Raw genomic sequence first — 14,391 nt, 5'->3', positions numbered from 1 at the left:
ACGCGTTCCACCCCTTGGACATCGCGTCCATCCCCGTCGCGTGCCAGAACGCACGGTTTGTCCCCTCCTCGCTAGCGTGGGTCCTGTGCGGCTGCCCGGCCACACGTGGGAAGAGCACCCAGGAGACCGCATGTCGATCCCCAACCCGCCGCCCGAGCGACAGTCGGCCTACGAGCAGCCGCCGCACGGCCAGCACGCCGCGTCCGCCCCACCGCCTGCGCCGGCGCCGCCGACGACCGCGTTCCCTCCGGTCGCCGCTCCGGTGGCCGCAGAGCCCGTGGTCGCCCAACCCGTGGCCGTGCCACCTTCCGTCGCCCCGGCCGTCGCCGCGGTCCCCGTGGCTGCCGCCGCGCCGCGCTCCACATCTCCGTCCGTGGACAACGGCCGGTACTGGGCCGGCGTCGCCGCGACCGCGCTCGTCGCCGCCCTCGTGGGGCTGGTCGGCGTGCTGATCATCGACCAGATCCTCAAGATCGACCTCGTCGTCAAGGACCTGTTCGGCACGGACTCGGTCAGCGCGGCCTACGTGGTGGGCGGCGTCCTGTCGGCGATCGTCGCCGGCGCCCTGCTGCAGCTCCTCGTGATGACCACGCCACGCCCCCGCGCCTTCTTCGGCTGGATCATGTTCCTGGCCCTCGTCGTCGCGGCGCTCATCCCGCTGACCTGGACCGACTCCACGAAGTCGGCGCTCACGTCGGGAGCGCTCAACCTCGTCGTCGGCATCGCGATCTGGTCGCTGCTGTCCGGCGTGCTGTCCCGGACGCTGAGGCCCGGCACCGTCGTCGAGTAGTCGCGCTCCACGACGAACGGCCGGCCACCCCGCTCTCGGGTGACCGGCCGTTCGGCTGTCCGGGGCTACGCGAGCCGGTGCAGCCAGCCGTGCCGGTCGGCGGCGCGGCCGTACTGGATGTCGGTGAGCTCGGCGCGGATCCGGGTGGTGATCGGACCGGCCGTGCCGTCGCCGACGGTGAGGTCGAAGCCCTCGCCCGCGAGCCGGCCGATCGGGGTCATCACGGCCGCCGTCCCGCACGCGAAGACCTCGCTGACGGATCCGTCGGCCAGCCCGCTCTTGAGCTCGGCCAGCGTGATCGGGCGCTCGGAGATCTCGTGGCCCGCGTCCGTGAGGAGCCGCAGGATCGACGAGCGCGTGACGCCCTCGAGGATCGAGCCCGAGACGGGCGGGGTCGCGACGCTGCCGTCGGAGTACACGACGCAGACGTTCATGCCGCCGAGCTCCTCGAGGTAGGTGTTGGTCGACGCGTCCAGGAAGCAGACCTGCTCGAAGCCCTTGGCGTAGGCCTCCTGCTGCGGCAGCAGGCTCGCGGCGTAGTTGCCGCCGCACTTGGCGTCGCCCGTGCCGCCCGCGCCGGCGCGGTGGTAGTCCTCGGCGACCCAGATGGACACCGGTCGCACCCCGCCGGCGAAGTACGGACCCACGGGCGACGCGATGACGAGGAACTCGGCCTCGAGCGACGGGCGCACCCCGAGGAACGTCTCCGACGCGTACATGAACGGCCGCAGGTACAGGCTCGTCTCCTCGCCGCCGGGCACCCAGGCCAGGTCCGTCGCGACGAGGGCCTGGATGGCGCCCAGGAAGTCGGCCTCCGACAGCGGCGGCAGCGCGAGGCGGTGCGCGGAGCGCGCGAACCGTGCGGCGTTGGCCTGCGGCCGGAACGTCCACACCGAGCCGTCGGGGTGCCTGTACGCCTTGAGACCCTCGAAGATCTCCTGCGCGTAGTGCAGGACGGCCGTCGCCGGGTCCATCTGCAGCGGGCCGTACTTCTCGACGCGCCGGTTCGACCAGCCCGTCTCCTGCGAGTAGGAGATGCGGGCCATGTGCTCGGTGAACACGGTGCCGAACTTCGGCGCGGCGAGGGCGGCCTCGCGCTGGGCGTCGGGGACGGGCGTGTCCGTCCGCGTGATCTCGAAGAGGTCCGTGGACGTGGGGTGTGCGAGGGTGCTCATGTTCGGGGGCCTTTCACCAGAGTCGGAAACGACGGTACCGGTGAGGACGGCCGGGTGGACAGGCGAGACGGTGCCGTTCGACGGACCGCGTCGCCGCGGAGCAGGACGAGTCAGCCGGCGATGCGCGCGGCGAGGTCCTTGCCCACCTCGGCCGTCGACCGTACTCGCTCGCTCGTGCCGCGCTCCGCGATGTCGTCGGCGACGGCCTTCTCGACGGAGGCCGCGGCGTCCGTCAGGCCGAGGTGCTCGAGCAGCAGCGCGACCGACAGCACCGTGGCGGTCGGGTCGGCCTTGCCCTGGCCCGCGATGTCCGGGGCCGAACCGTGCACCGGCTCGAACATGCTCGGGGCCGTGCGGTCCGGGTTGATGTTCGCCGACGCGGCCAGGCCGATGCCGCCGGTGATCGCGGCGGCGAGGTCGGTGAGGATGTCGCCGAAGAGGTTGTCGGTGACGATCACGTCGAACCGCGACGGGTTGGTCACCAGGAAGATGGTCGCGGCGTCCACGTGCAGGTAGTCGACGGTGACGTCGGGGAACTCGGCGTTCACGGCCTCGACCGTGCGGCGCCACAGGTGGCCGGCGTGGACCAGCACGTTGTGCTTGTGCACGAGCGTCAGCTTCTTGCGCGGGCGGGCCGCGGCGCGGGCGAACGCGTCGCGCACCACGCGCTCGACGCCGAACGCGGTGTTCACGCTCACCTCGTTGGCCACCTCGTGCGGCGTGCCGACGCGGATCGCGCCGCCGTTGCCCACGTACGGACCCTCGGTGCCTTCGCGGACCACGACGAAGTCGATCTCGCCCGGGTTGCCCAGCGGGGAGGCGACACCCGGGTAGAGCCGGCTCGGGCGCAGGTTGACGTAGTGGTCGAGCGCGAAGCGCAGCTTGAGCAGCAGCCCGCGCTCCAGGACGCCTGACGGCACGCTCGGGTCCCCGATGGCGCCCAGCAGGATCGCGTCGTGCGTGCGGATCGCGTCGAGGTCGGTGTCCGTCAGCGTCTCGCCGGTCGCGTGCCAGCGGCGCGCGCCCAGGTCGAAGTCCGTCGTCGACACCGTGACCGGTCCCCCGTGCAGCGCCGTGTCGAGAGCCAGCAGGCCCTGCTCCACGACCTCCGTGCCGATGCCGTCCCCGGCCACGACGGCGAGGTTGATGTGCTGGGCAGCGGTGGTGTCGACCATGGTCCGAGCCTAACGCCCGTCCCACCGGTCGGGACGGGTGTCTCAAAGGACGGTCAGTCGACCGCGGGCGTGGGGCCGGTCGTCGGGTAGATGATCTCGAACCGCTCGAGCACGACCTCGGACGCCGGCGAGAAGTCGTCCCCCAGCACCGCGCCGAAGGACACCTCGTGCTCGGCGACCCACGACTCGAGCGTCGCTTCCGCGCCACCCTCGGCGGCGGCGTGCTCGGCCGTCACCTCGTCGAACGTCACGACCTCGACCTCGGTGGTCCGCAGGACCGCCTTGGGCTCGCCGCCGGCGTCGGTGACGATCGACAGGTCCCCGACCCGCGGGACGTCGAGGCCCGCGGACGTCAGCTGCGCGAGCACGGTCGCCGTGCCGGTGCGCGAGCCGTCGAGCACGCGGCCGAGCAGGTCCTCCGCCTCGGGCCCCTCGCCGTACGACCACGAGGGCGGCGGCACGACGTCGTCGGGGGTGCCGCCCATGACCGAGTCCATCTTGCCGAGACCGACGTGACCGCGGGCTGCCTGCCAGAACGCCGTGATCCGCAGATCCTCGACCTCCCCGGCCACGTCCTGCGTCGGTGCCTGCTCGTCGGTCATCGTCGTCCCTCCGTCGTCGGTACGCCCATCGTCGCGCACGCCACGGGCCAGACCCTACCCACCCAGCACGGCGAGCGCGGCCGCTCGTCCGCGAGCGCTCCCGCGCGTCGCCCGGCGCTGTCACCACGCCTCAGCGCTCGGTGACGCGACACAGCGTTCGGTGACGCTCGAATGACGAACGGCACCGCGCCATGCGGTGCCGTTCGTCATGGTGAGGTGGGCGATCAGCGCGCCGCGCTGCCCTCGACGTAGTCGCTGTCCGAGGGCTTCACCCAGGCGAACAGCTTGCGCAGCTCGCGGCCGACGGGCTCGATCGGGTGGTTCTGACCCTTCTCGCGCAGCGCCTTGAACTCGGGGGCGCCGGCGTCCTGGTCGTTGATGAACCGCTCGGCGAACGCGCCGGACTGGATGTCGGCGAGGACGGCCTGCATGTTCGCCTTGACGTCCGGCGTGATGACGCGCGGGCCGGAGACGTAGTCGCCGTACTCGGCGGTGTCGGAGACGGACCAGCGCTGCTTGGTGATGCCGCCCTCGAAGATGAGGTCGACGATCAGCTTCAGCTCGTGCAGGACCTCGAAGTACGCGACCTCGGGCTGGTAGCCGGCCTCGGTCAGGGTCTCGAAGCCGTACTGGATGAGCTGCGAGACGCCACCGCACAGGACGGCCTGCTCGCCGAACAGGTCGGTCTCGGTCTCCTCCGTGAAGGTGGTCTTGATGCCGGCGGCACGCAGGCCACCGATCGCCTTGGCGTAGGACAGCGCCAGCGGCCACGCCTCGCCCGACGCGTCCTGCTCGACGGCGACGATCACGGGGACGCCGCGGCCGTCGACGTACTCGCGACGGACAAGGTGACCCGGGCCCTTGGGGGCGACCATGAGCACGTCGTGCTGGGCAGCCGGCTTGATGTAGCCGAACCGGATGTTGAAGCCGTGGCCGAAGACCAGCGCGGCGCCGTCCTTCAGGTTGGGCTCGATCTCCTCGCGGTAGACGATGCGCTGGAACTGGTCGGGCGCCAGGATGACGACGACGTCGGCGTCCCGGACGGCATCGGCGATCGAGGCGACCTTGAGGCCCTGGTTCTCGGCCTTGGCGCGGGACGCGGAGCCCTCGCGCAGGCCGACGGTCACGTCGACGCCGGAGTCGCGCAGGTTGAGGCTGTGCGCGTGCCCCTGGCTGCCGTAGCCGATGACGGCGACCTTCTTGTTGGCGATGATCGACAGGTCGGCATCGTCGTCGTAGAACAGCTCGGCCACGGTGAAATCTCCTCGGTGTAAAGGGTTCTCTTCTAACGGGAAAAGCGTCAGGCGGAGCGGTTGACCCGCTCCAGGGCGCGGTCGGTGATGGAGCGCGAGCCGCGCCCGATCGCCACCGTGCCGGACTGCACGATCTCGCGGATCCCGAAGGGCTCCAGCGCGGCGAGCAGGGCGTCGAGCTTGCCCGGCCCACCGGTCGCCTCGATGACGACGGTGTCCGGCACGACGTCGACGACGTGTGCGCGGAAGAGCTGGACGACCTCGAGCACGCTGGTGCGCTGCGCGGTGTCGGCCTTGACCTTGACCAGCAGCAGCTCGCGCTGCACGGAGGCGGTGTCCTCGAGCTCGACGATCTTGATGACGTTGATCAGCTTGTTCAGCTGCTTGGTCACCTGCTCGAGCGGCAGGGCGTCGACGTCGACGACCACCGTGATGCGCGAGATCTCGTCGTGCTCGGTGGGACCGACCGCGAGCGAGTGGATGTTGAAGGACCGGCGCGCGAACAGGCCGGCGACGCGCGTGAGCACGCCGGGCTTGTTCTCGACGAGGACCGACAGCGTGTGGCGGGACATGGTCACTCCTCGCGGTCCCACGCGGGGCTGATCCCGCGTGCGTACTGGATGTCGTCGTTGCTGACGCCTGCCGCGACCATCGGCCACACCATCGCGTCGCGCGACACGGTGAAGTCGATGACCACGGGCTGGTCGTTGATCTCGAGCGCGCGCTTGATGGTGGCGTCGACGTCGGCCGCCGTCTCGCAGCGCAGGCCGGCGCACCCGTAGGCGTCGGCCATCTTCACGAAGTCCGGGATGCGCACGGTGCCGTGCCCCGTGTTCAGGTCGGTGTTCGAGTAGCGGGACTCGTAGAACAGCGTCTGCCACTGGCGGACCATGCCGAGCGACGAGTTGTTGATGATCGCGACCTTGATCGGGATGTCGTTGATCGCGCAGGTGGCCAGCTCCTGGTTGGTCATCTGGAAGCAGCCGTCGCCGTCGATCGCCCACACGGTGCGCGACGGGTCGCCCACCTTGGCGCCCATCGCCGCCGGCACCGCGTAGCCCATGGTGCCCAGGCCACCGGAGTTCAGCCACGAGTTGGGCCGCTGGTACTTGATGAACTGCGCGGCCCACATCTGGTGCTGACCGACGCCCGCGGCGAAGATCGACTCCGGCCCGGACAGCTCGCCGATCCGCGAGATGACGTACTGCGGCGACAGGTGCCCGTCGAGGGGCTCGTCGTACCCGAGCGGGAACGTCGCACGCCACTCGTCCAGCTGCTGCCACCAGGCCTCGAGGTCCGGCTTGCCGTGCTGGATGTGCTCGCGGGCGAGCTCGGGCAGCAGGTCGGCCATGACCTCCTTGAGGTCACCGACGATCGGCACGTCCGCCGTGCGGTTCTTGCCGATCTCGGCCGGGTCGATGTCCGCGTGCACGATCGTCGCGTTCGGCGCGAAGCTCGACAGCAGGCCGGTCACCCGGTCGTCGAACCGGGCGCCGAGCGCCACGACCAGGTCGGCCTTCTGCAGAGCCGCGACCGCGGCCACGGTCCCGTGCATGCCGGGCATGCCCAGGTGCTGCGGGTGCGAGTCGGGCAGCGCACCCCGGGCCATCAGGGTCGTCACGACGGGAGCGCCCGCGGCCTCGGCCAGGGCCTTGAGCTCGGCCGACGCCCGGGCGCGGATCACGCCGCCGCCCACGTAGAAGACCGGCTTGCGGGACGTCGCGATCAGGCGCGCCGCCTCGCGGATCTGCTTGGCGTGGGGCTTGGTCACCGGGTGGTAGCCCGGCAGGTCCAGGTCCTGCGGCCACGAGAACGTGGTGTTGGCCTGCATCGCCGACTTCGCGATGTCGACGAGCACCGGGCCGGGACGACCGGTGGACGCGATGTGGAACGCCTCGGCGATGACGCGCGGGATGTCGTCCGGGTTGGTGACCAGGTAGTTGTGCTTGGTCACCGGCAGCGTGATGCCGACGATGTCGGCCTCCTGGAACGCGTCCGTGCCGATGAGCGACGCACCCACCTGCCCAGTGATCGCGACCATCGGCACCGAGTCCATGTGCGCGTCGGCGATGGGGGTCACCAGGTTCGTCGCACCCGGGCCCGACGTCGCCATGCAGACGCCCACCCGACCGGTCGCGGCGGCGTAGCCGGCGGCCGCGTGGCCGCCGCCCTGCTCGTGGCGCACGAGGATGTGGCGGAGCCGCGTCGAGTCCATCAGCGGGTCGTAGGTGGGCAGGATCGCACCGCCGGGGATGCCGAACACGACCTCGACGCCGGCCTCCTCGAGGGAGCGGACGATCGACTTCGCACCCGTGACGTGCTCCGGACCGATCGCGCTCGTCGTGGCGACGGGAACGCGGGGGCTGCTCACGGGGGCGGCCGCCGTCGGGGCGGTCGTGGGCGTTCGCGGCGGTGCCGGGTGTGGACCCTGGACCATCGATGTCTCCCTGAGGTGGTGCTGCATGGGTCGTGCGTCTCGAACCGGACTGGTGCTGAACACAGAAAAGCCCCTCGAGCCACGGAACGGGCTGGACGAGGGGCGAGCGCGCTGACGAGGCCTGTGCGGGTGGCTTCAGCCGGCGCGCTCAGGAAGTACTACGAGAATCATCTGCACGGAGACGACAGTACGCCCACGTCTTCGATGTGTCACGCCGTCTCACATCGTGGTTTACGTGATCAGTGGGCGGACATGCTCTCGCCCTGCGCGCCCGGCTCCGGGTCCATGTCGAAGGCGGGCAGCCCGTCGATGCTCGTGCGGTTCTTCAGCCGCCGGTACTCGGCCTGCCCGTCGGGACCCTTGCGCTCCATGTACGGCGGGAGCAGGTCACGCTCGCCGTCGACGGTCATCAGCGGGACGCCGTAGCCGCACGAGTCCGAGACCCGCTCGACGTCCACGACGATGACCGCACGGGCACCGGCCGTCGGGGGGAACAGCGCCGACAGCTCGTCGAAACCGTCGTCGTAGATCGTGACGAAGCGGCCGCGGCCGTGCAGCCGGACGATGTTGGGCGGGCCGGCGAACGCGCAGAACATGATCGTGATGCGGCCGTTCTCGCGCAGGTGCGCGATGGTCTCCGACCCGCTCGCCGTGATGTCCAGGTACGCCACCGAGTGCTCGTCGAGCACCACGAACGTGCCGCCGATCCCCTTGGGCGAGACGTTCACGTGACCGTCCGGACCGCTCGGGGCGGTCGCGACGAAGAACATCGGCTGCGCCTCGATGAACCCGCGCAGCCGACCGTCGATCTTCTCGTGCACCTTGCCCACGGCCACCCCTCTCGGTTGCCTCCGACCCTACGTCCGGGCGTCCACACGATTCAGGACAGGGTCACCAGGCGGAACGACGGCAGGCCGCGGCGGCGGATCAGCCACTCCGCGACGACGACGTTGACCAGCCAGCACAGGAAGGGGACCGCGTTGTAGGCGTTGTCGAAGGCGGCGTCGAAGGAGGCGTCGGGGTCGGCCGCCAGCTGCACCGCGACGAGCGTGATCGTCAGCAGGCGCAGCGTGACCGCGGCGTACGTCAGCGCGAAGCTGCGGATCATCCACGACTGGTGGGCGGGCACGTCGCCCGACCGGATCGCTCGGTAGGCGCGCCACCCGGTCCAGAGCCACAGCACACCGAGCGCGCCGAAACCGAAGAAGCCGACCATGCCGGCGCTGTTGAACGGGGCGATGACCAGGGACCCGACGGCCCCGACGGCGACCGCCAGGAGGTAGGTGCGCCCGACCGAGCGGTGCAGGCGGCGGTGACGGTGGCGCAGCCGGGCGGAGAACTGGAACGGGCCGAGCAGCAGCGCGAGCGCCGCGGCGGTGATGTGGACGTACAGCGCGGCCTGCACGAACGCCGGCTGACCGGCGTACGCGGAGGCGAGTCCGCTGTCCTTGGCGGCCAGGCCCTGCAGGGACGCCGTGGCGTACGGCACCGCGGCGAACGCGACGATGCCGAGCGACGTGAGCACGACCGCGAGCCAGCCCACCCGGCTGCGACGGACGGCGGTGACCTGCGGGGCCGGCGGGGCGGCGGTCGTCGTCATGGTTCGACGCTAGGTTTCGCCGCCCGGTTGGGTCTCTGGGGCCGCCCCACGGCCTACGACGGTGGCAGACCCCCGGACCGCCGGTGGACGCGGGCCTCCCACGGGCGCAGCGCGGTCGCCGGGGCCGAGTAGTTCGAGAGGATCAGCTCCCCCGGGTCCTCGTCGAGACCCACCTCCTGCAGCGTCCCCGAGAAGTTGCCGAGCACGGTCAGCGTGACGCCGTCGAGGGAGCGCGTGAACGCGTAGACGTGCTCGTGGTCGGGCAGCAGCATCGTGAAGTCCCCGAGCGCCACCACGGGGTCCTCGTGCCGCAGGGCGATCAGGCGGCGGTAGTGGTGGAACACCGACTCCGGCTCGGCGCGCTCCGCGGCAGCGTTGATCATGCGGAAGTTCTCGTTCACGCCGATCCACGGGGTGCCCGTGGTGAACCCGCCGTGCAGCTCGGAGGACCACTGCATCGGTGTGCGGGCGTTGTCGCGACCCATCTGCGCGACGCCCGCGAGCGACCCAGTCGCCTCCACGTGGCGCAACGTCTCGATGTCCCGGTACTGGTCGAGCCGCGTGAAGTGCGCGTTCGTCATCCCGAGCTCCTCGCCCTGGTAGACGTACGGCGTGCCGCGGTGCAGGTGCAGGACCGTCGCGAGCATGGTCGCGGACTCTCGTCGGAAGTGGCCGTCGTCCCCGAACCGCGACACCACCCGCGGCTGGTCGTGGTTGTCCCAGTAGAGGCTGTTCCAGCCCACGTCGGACAGGCCGGCCTGCCAGCGGCCGAACGACGCCTTGAGGTCCGTGAGCCGCAGCGGGCGCACGTCGAACTTGCCGCCCGGGCCGTGGTCGAGGCCCACGTGCTCGAACTGGAACACCATGTCCACCTCGGCGCGAGCCGGGTCGGTGAAGGCACGGGCCTGCTCGACGGTGACGCCGGGCATCTCCCCCACCGTCAGCAGCCGGTCCGGACGCCCCGCGAACACCTCCCGGTGCATCTCCGCCAGGAACTCGTGGATCCGCGGGCCGCAGACGTACGACGCCGAGCCGTCGGCCCAGAGGCCCCCGTGCACAGGTCCGTCGAGCAGCGCGGTGTCCTTGGAGATGAGGTTGATGACGTCCATCCGGAAGCCGTCGACGCCGCGGTCGAGCCACCAGCGCATCATCGAGTAGACGGCGTGGCGGACCTCGTCGTTCTCCCAGTTGAGGTCCGGCTGCTTGCGGCTGAAGAGGTGCAGGAAGTACTCGCCGCTCGCCGCGTCGAGCTCCCAGACCGGGCCCGAGAAGAACGAGCCCCAGTTGGTCGGCTCGGCGCCCGGCGCCCCCGCGGCGAGGCCCGCACGGGGCGGCCGCCACCAGTACCAGTCGCGCTTCGGGCTCGTCGGGTCCCGCGACGCCACGAACCACGGGTGCTCGTCGGAGGTGTGGTTGACGACGAGGTCCATCAGCAGCTTCATGCCGCGCTCGTGCAGGGCCGCGATCAGCTCGTCCAGGTCCTGCAGCGTGCCGAACATCGGGTCCACGGCCTGGTAGTCGCTGATGTCGTAGCCGTTGTCGTCCTGCGGGGACGCGTAGATCGGCGAGAGCCAGACGACGTCGACGCCGAGCTCGACGAGGTGGTCGAGATGCTGCAGGACCCCGCGCAGGTCGCCGATCCCGTCACCGTCGGAGTCGGCGAACGACCGCGGGTACACCTGGTAGACGACGGCCCGGGTCCACCACGGCGCATCCTCGACGCTCCAGCTCACGGGCCCATCGTCGCGCCCCGGGTCGAGTCCCGCCTCCGGGGCCTCCTATCGTGACGTCCATGGACGACGAGACGACCTTCCAGCCCTATGTCGCCGACGAGCCCGCACCGCGGCTACTGCGGGTCGGCGGGATCCTGCTGCTCGTGGCGATGGCGGCGGCCGCCGTGCTCATCTTCAGCACCGAGCCGTCGTCCGGGCCCGTAGCGGCCGTGCTGACCGTCCTGGCCCTGCTGCTCGGCATCGCCGCGGGGGGGCTGCTGCTGGTCTGCCGGATCACCGTCACGGTCGGGGCGACCGACGTGCTGGTCGCCTTCTGGCCGGTCTACCGCAAGCGGCTCCCCGTCCCCGACCTCGTGTCCGTCCGCGACGAGCCGCGCCTGACGCCCAGCATGGTCGGCGGCGGGACGGGTCTGCGGTTCGCCACCGGCAACCGCGTCGCGCTGCTCTTCGGCGCCGGTCCGGCGACGGAGATCGAGACCTCCACCGGCCGCACCTACCTCGTCGTCGTGCGGGACTCCGCGGCGCTCACGGCGGCGGTGCGACGGCTCATCGAGTACCCCGTCTGACGCGTCCGCCGCGAGCACCACGGCTGACCGGCTCAAGTCGTCCGTCGTCCGGCGCCGATGCTCCGCTATGACCTCGCGCCTGGCCACGCACACGATGCTCGTGCTCGTGGTGCTCGGCGCGCTCGCTGCGGTCGTGGCGCTCGTCGTCGGCCCGGACCGTCGAGCCGATCAGGCGCCGGGCCTCGCGCTCCCGACCGCTGCTGCGTCCGCGGGTCCCGTCGACACCCCTCCCCTGTCGGAACAGATCCCCGCGGGGACGATCGATCCGGCAGCCTTGCCGGAGCGCGCGGTCCCGCGAGCGCTCGCGGTCGCCCTGTGGACTCCCCCGCAGGCGGAGTCGGCAACCGCGCCGGTGCTCGCCCTTCTGGCGTTCGACGCCGAGACGCGGGAGTGGGTGCGCGCCACGGTCCCTCCGATCACCTGGTCGGTCGCCCTGGCGCCGGATGGGCGGCGGATCGCCCAGGTCTTCGTCCAGCCCGGCGGCGTGCCGCAGATCCAGGTCGTCGACCTCGCTACCGGCACCGTCCAGGTCGTGCCGTCACCCGGGCAGGCAGACGAGTGCACACCCCACGAGCTCGCGTGGTCTCCGGACAGCGCACTGCTCGCGGTCGCCTCGGGATGCTGGGAGCTCGGGACCCGGCTGTACGCGGTCGACCCGAATACGGGCTCCGCGAACCTGCTCGACGAGCTCGGGATCCACGACGAGAGCTCGGAGCCGGTGTCGTGGGCGCCCGACGGAGCGCACATCGCCTACTCCCTCATCCGTTACGAGGAGCCGGACTTCATCGACTCCTACAGCTACGTCACCCGCGTGGTCGCGCTCGACGGCTCGCCCGCCGCCGAGTACCCGAACACCTTCGTCTCGCGCGGGCACGCGTGGCGCGACGGGACCCGGCTCATGCTGGGCAACGAGCTCGGCTCCCAGGGCGGCGAGCCGTTCGTGCTGGAGGCCGACCTCACCGACGGCACGGTCGAGGGCCTCCCGACGCTGAGCGGGCTCGGCTTCGTCGACGGCCTGGCGCTGGTCCGCCGGGGAGAGGGATCCCCGCCCTGCGCGAGCACGCTCTGCCTCCTCGACCCCGGCTCGGGCGACGTCCGCCCGTGGCTGACGTTCGCCGACGAGCAGTTCGTCCAGCCCGAGCTGAGCCTCGCCACCCCGTGACGGCCCCGACCTTCGCGGGTCCGGGGCGTCTCGGGGCGGACGATCAGATCAGCACGGCGCCCTTCGACGCGGACTGCACGAGCTTCGCGTACTTGGCCAGGACGCCGCGCGTGTACTTGGCGGGCAACGGCTCCCAGCCGACCTTGCGGGCCTCGAGCTCCTCGGCGGGGACCAGCACCTCGAGCAGCTCGTTGGCCATGTCGAGGCGGATCCGGTCGCCGTCCTTGATGAACGCGATCGGGCCGCCGTCGACGGCCTCGGGGGCCACGTGGCCGACGCACAGGCCGGTCGTGCCACCGGAGAAGCGCCCGTCGGTGAGCAGGAGCACGTCCTTGCCCAGGCCGGCGCCCTTGATCGCGCCCGTGATCGCGAGCATCTCGCGCATGCCCGGGCCGCCCTTGGGGCCCTCGTAGCGGATGACCACGACGTCGCCGGCGACGATCGTGCCGTCCTCGAGGGCGTCGAGCGCGTGGCGCTCGCGCTCGAACACGCGGGCGGTGCCCTCGAACACGTCGGAGTCGAAGCCGGCCGACTTCACGACCGCACCCTCGGGAGCCAGCGACCCGTGCAGGATCGTGATTCCGCCGGTCTTGTGGATCGGGTTGGACAGCGCGCGCAGGATCTTGCCGTCGGGGTCCGGCGGATTCACGTCGGCCAGGTTCTCCGCCACGGTCTTGCCGGTGACGGTCAGGCAGTCGCCGTGCAGCAGGCCGGCGTCGAGCAGCGCCTTCATGACGACGGGGACGCCGCCGATGCGGTCGATGTCGTTCATGACGTAGCGGCCGAACGGCTTGAGGTCGCCCAGGTGCGGCACCTTGGCGGCGACGCGGGAGAAGTCGGCGAGCGTGAGGTCGACCTCGGCCTCGTGCGCGATCGCGAGCAGGTGCAGGACCGCGTTGGTCGAGCCGCCGAACGCCATGACCACGGCGATCGCGTTCTCGAACGCCTCCTTGGTCATGATCTGGCGCGCGGTGATCCCGCGGCGCAGCAGCTCGACGACGGCCTCGCCGGACTTGTGGGCGAACGCGTCGCGACGACGGTCGGCGCTGGGCGGCGCGGCCGACCCGGGCAGCGACATGCCCATCGCCTCGGCCACGGAGGCCATCGTGTTGGCGGTGTACATGCCACCGCAGGCGCCCTCGCCGGGACAGATGGCGCGCTCGATGCGGTCCACGTCCTCGCGGCTCATCAGCCCGCGGGCGCAGGCGCCGACGGCCTCGAAGGCGTCGATGATCGTGACGTCCTTCTCGGTGCCGTCCGAGAGCTTGACCCAGCCCGGCGCGATCGACCCCGCGTAGAGGAAGACGCTCGCCAGGTCCAGGCGGGCCGCGGCCATGAGCATCCCCGGCAGGGACTTGTCGCAGCCGGCCAGCAGGACGGAGCCGTCGAGGCGCTCGGCCTGCATGACGGTCTCCACCGAGTCGGCGATGATGTCGCGGCTCACCAGGGAGAAGTGCATGCCCTCGTGGCCCATCGAGATGCCGTCGGAGACCGAGATGGTGCCGAACTCCAGCGGGTAGCCGCCGCCCGCGTGCACGCCGCTCTTGACGGCCTGCGCGAGCCGCTGCAGCGACAGGTTGCACGGCGTGATCTCGTTCCACGAGCTCGCGACGCCGATCTGCGGCTTGGCGAAGTCGTCGTCACCGAGCCCGACCGCGCGGAGCATCCCGCGCGCGGCCGTCGCCTCCAGACCGTCCGTGACGGTCCGGGAGCGGGGCTTGATGTCGACGCCGTTGGAGGTGGGGGCTGAGTTCGATCGGTCCGACGTCACGGTCATGCTCGCGAGTGTATGACCGCAGCCCTGTTGCTCCGAGCGGGGGTCACCCTGCGGATAACCACATGCTGGACGCCCGCCGACGGGCCCGGCTGCGGCCGTCCGGGTTTCCTCGACAACGCGC

Annotated in this window: 13 protein-coding genes; 3 read left to right on the top strand and 10 right to left on the bottom strand. The window is 71.3% G+C overall.

Annotated features, from left to right (window positions below):
* Positions 1-130 precede the first annotated feature (130 nt).
* Positions 131-790, top strand: coding sequence for a DUF6069 family protein (locus tag AC1DZC_RS11745; RefSeq protein WP_477038606.1), 660 nt, complete (start codon positions 131-133; stop codon positions 788-790).
* Positions 791-855: 65 nt separating this feature from the next.
* Here AC1DZC_RS11745 and AC1DZC_RS11740 read toward each other — a convergent pair whose 3' ends face one another.
* From AC1DZC_RS11740 to AC1DZC_RS11700, 9 genes are all read right to left on the bottom strand, one after another.
* Entirely contained in the window at positions 856-1,965 is a 1,110-nt protein-coding gene (locus AC1DZC_RS11740) for a branched-chain amino acid aminotransferase (RefSeq protein WP_477038605.1), read from the bottom strand.
* Positions 1,966-2,075: 110 nt separating this feature from the next.
* Positions 2,076-3,140, bottom strand: a complete 1,065-nt coding sequence (locus AC1DZC_RS11735) for a 3-isopropylmalate dehydrogenase (protein WP_477043388.1) — start codon at positions 3,138-3,140, stop codon at positions 2,076-2,078.
* Between the two features lie 53 nt (positions 3,141-3,193).
* A complete protein-coding gene (locus AC1DZC_RS11730) occupies positions 3,194-3,742 on the bottom strand; it encodes an ASCH domain-containing protein (protein WP_477043387.1) in 549 nt (182 codons plus the stop codon).
* Between the two features lie 224 nt (positions 3,743-3,966).
* Positions 3,967-4,995 carry a ketol-acid reductoisomerase gene (ilvC, locus tag AC1DZC_RS11725; protein ID WP_477038602.1) on the bottom strand — a complete coding sequence of 343 codons (1,029 nt, stop codon included), beginning with the start codon at positions 4,993-4,995 and terminating at the stop codon, positions 3,967-3,969.
* A 47-nt stretch (positions 4,996-5,042) separates the two neighbouring features.
* A complete protein-coding gene (ilvN, locus tag AC1DZC_RS11720) occupies positions 5,043-5,567 on the bottom strand; it encodes an acetolactate synthase small subunit (RefSeq protein ID WP_477038601.1) in 525 nt (174 codons plus the stop codon).
* 2 nt (positions 5,568-5,569) lie between these two features.
* A complete protein-coding gene (locus tag AC1DZC_RS11715) occupies positions 5,570-7,432 on the bottom strand; it encodes an acetolactate synthase large subunit (protein ID WP_477043386.1) in 1,863 nt (620 codons plus the stop codon).
* A gap of 239 nt (positions 7,433-7,671) precedes the next feature.
* Entirely contained in the window at positions 7,672-8,262 is a 591-nt protein-coding gene (locus AC1DZC_RS11710; protein WP_477043385.1) for a pyridoxamine 5'-phosphate oxidase family protein, read from the bottom strand.
* Between the two features lie 50 nt (positions 8,263-8,312).
* Positions 8,313-9,032, bottom strand: a complete 720-nt coding sequence (locus tag AC1DZC_RS11705; RefSeq protein ID WP_477043384.1) for a DUF2306 domain-containing protein — start codon at positions 9,030-9,032, stop codon at positions 8,313-8,315.
* 53 nt (positions 9,033-9,085) lie between these two features.
* Positions 9,086-10,765, bottom strand: coding sequence for a glycoside hydrolase family 13 protein (locus AC1DZC_RS11700; protein ID WP_477043383.1), 1,680 nt, complete (start codon positions 10,763-10,765; stop codon positions 9,086-9,088).
* Positions 10,766-10,824: 59 nt separating this feature from the next.
* On the opposite strand from AC1DZC_RS11700, the gene AC1DZC_RS11695 reads away from it, so the two are divergent.
* Both AC1DZC_RS11695 and AC1DZC_RS11690 read left to right on the top strand, forming a co-directional pair.
* Positions 10,825-11,331, top strand: a complete 507-nt coding sequence (locus AC1DZC_RS11695) for a hypothetical protein (protein ID WP_477043382.1) — start codon at positions 10,825-10,827, stop codon at positions 11,329-11,331.
* Positions 11,332-11,398: 67 nt separating this feature from the next.
* Positions 11,399-12,493, top strand: a complete 1,095-nt coding sequence (locus tag AC1DZC_RS11690) for a TolB family protein (protein WP_477043381.1) — start codon at positions 11,399-11,401, stop codon at positions 12,491-12,493.
* 43 nt (positions 12,494-12,536) lie between these two features.
* Here the strand turns inward: AC1DZC_RS11690 and ilvD are convergent, their stop codons facing one another.
* The gene (ilvD, locus tag AC1DZC_RS11685) at positions 12,537-14,270 is read right to left on the bottom strand and encodes a dihydroxy-acid dehydratase (protein WP_477038594.1); all 1,734 of its coding nucleotides are present in this window, start codon (positions 14,268-14,270) and stop codon (positions 12,537-12,539) included.
* Positions 14,271-14,391 lie beyond the last annotated feature (121 nt).

This window comes from Cellulomonas sp. P2_B4, assembly GCF_056404795.1.
The sequence above is the reverse complement of the archived record's forward strand: the minus strand, read 5'-3'. Positions and strand labels throughout refer to the sequence as shown.

Coding starts and splice junctions, on each gene's coding strand:
- AC1DZC_RS11745 (WP_477038606.1), top strand. CDS start 131: ATGTCGATCCCCAACCCGCCGCCCGAGCGACAGTCGGCCTACGAGCAG.
- AC1DZC_RS11740 (WP_477038605.1), bottom strand. CDS start 1,965: ATGAGCACCCTCGCACACCCCACGTCCACGGACCTCTTCGAGATCACG.
- AC1DZC_RS11735 (WP_477043388.1), bottom strand. CDS start 3,140: ATGGTCGACACCACCGCTGCCCAGCACATCAACCTCGCCGTCGTGGCC.
- AC1DZC_RS11730 (WP_477043387.1), bottom strand. CDS start 3,742: ATGACCGACGAGCAGGCACCGACGCAGGACGTGGCCGGGGAGGTCGAG.
- ilvN (WP_477038601.1), bottom strand. CDS start 5,567: ATGTCCCGCCACACGCTGTCGGTCCTCGTCGAGAACAAGCCCGGCGTG.
- AC1DZC_RS11715 (WP_477043386.1), bottom strand. CDS start 7,432: ATGGTCCAGGGTCCACACCCGGCACCGCCGCGAACGCCCACGACCGCC.
- AC1DZC_RS11705 (WP_477043384.1), bottom strand. CDS start 9,032: ATGACGACGACCGCCGCCCCGCCGGCCCCGCAGGTCACCGCCGTCCGT.
- AC1DZC_RS11695 (WP_477043382.1), top strand. CDS start 10,825: ATGGACGACGAGACGACCTTCCAGCCCTATGTCGCCGACGAGCCCGCA.
- AC1DZC_RS11690 (WP_477043381.1), top strand. CDS start 11,399: ATGACCTCGCGCCTGGCCACGCACACGATGCTCGTGCTCGTGGTGCTC.
- ilvD (WP_477038594.1), bottom strand. CDS start 14,270: ATGACCGTGACGTCGGACCGATCGAACTCAGCCCCCACCTCCAACGGC.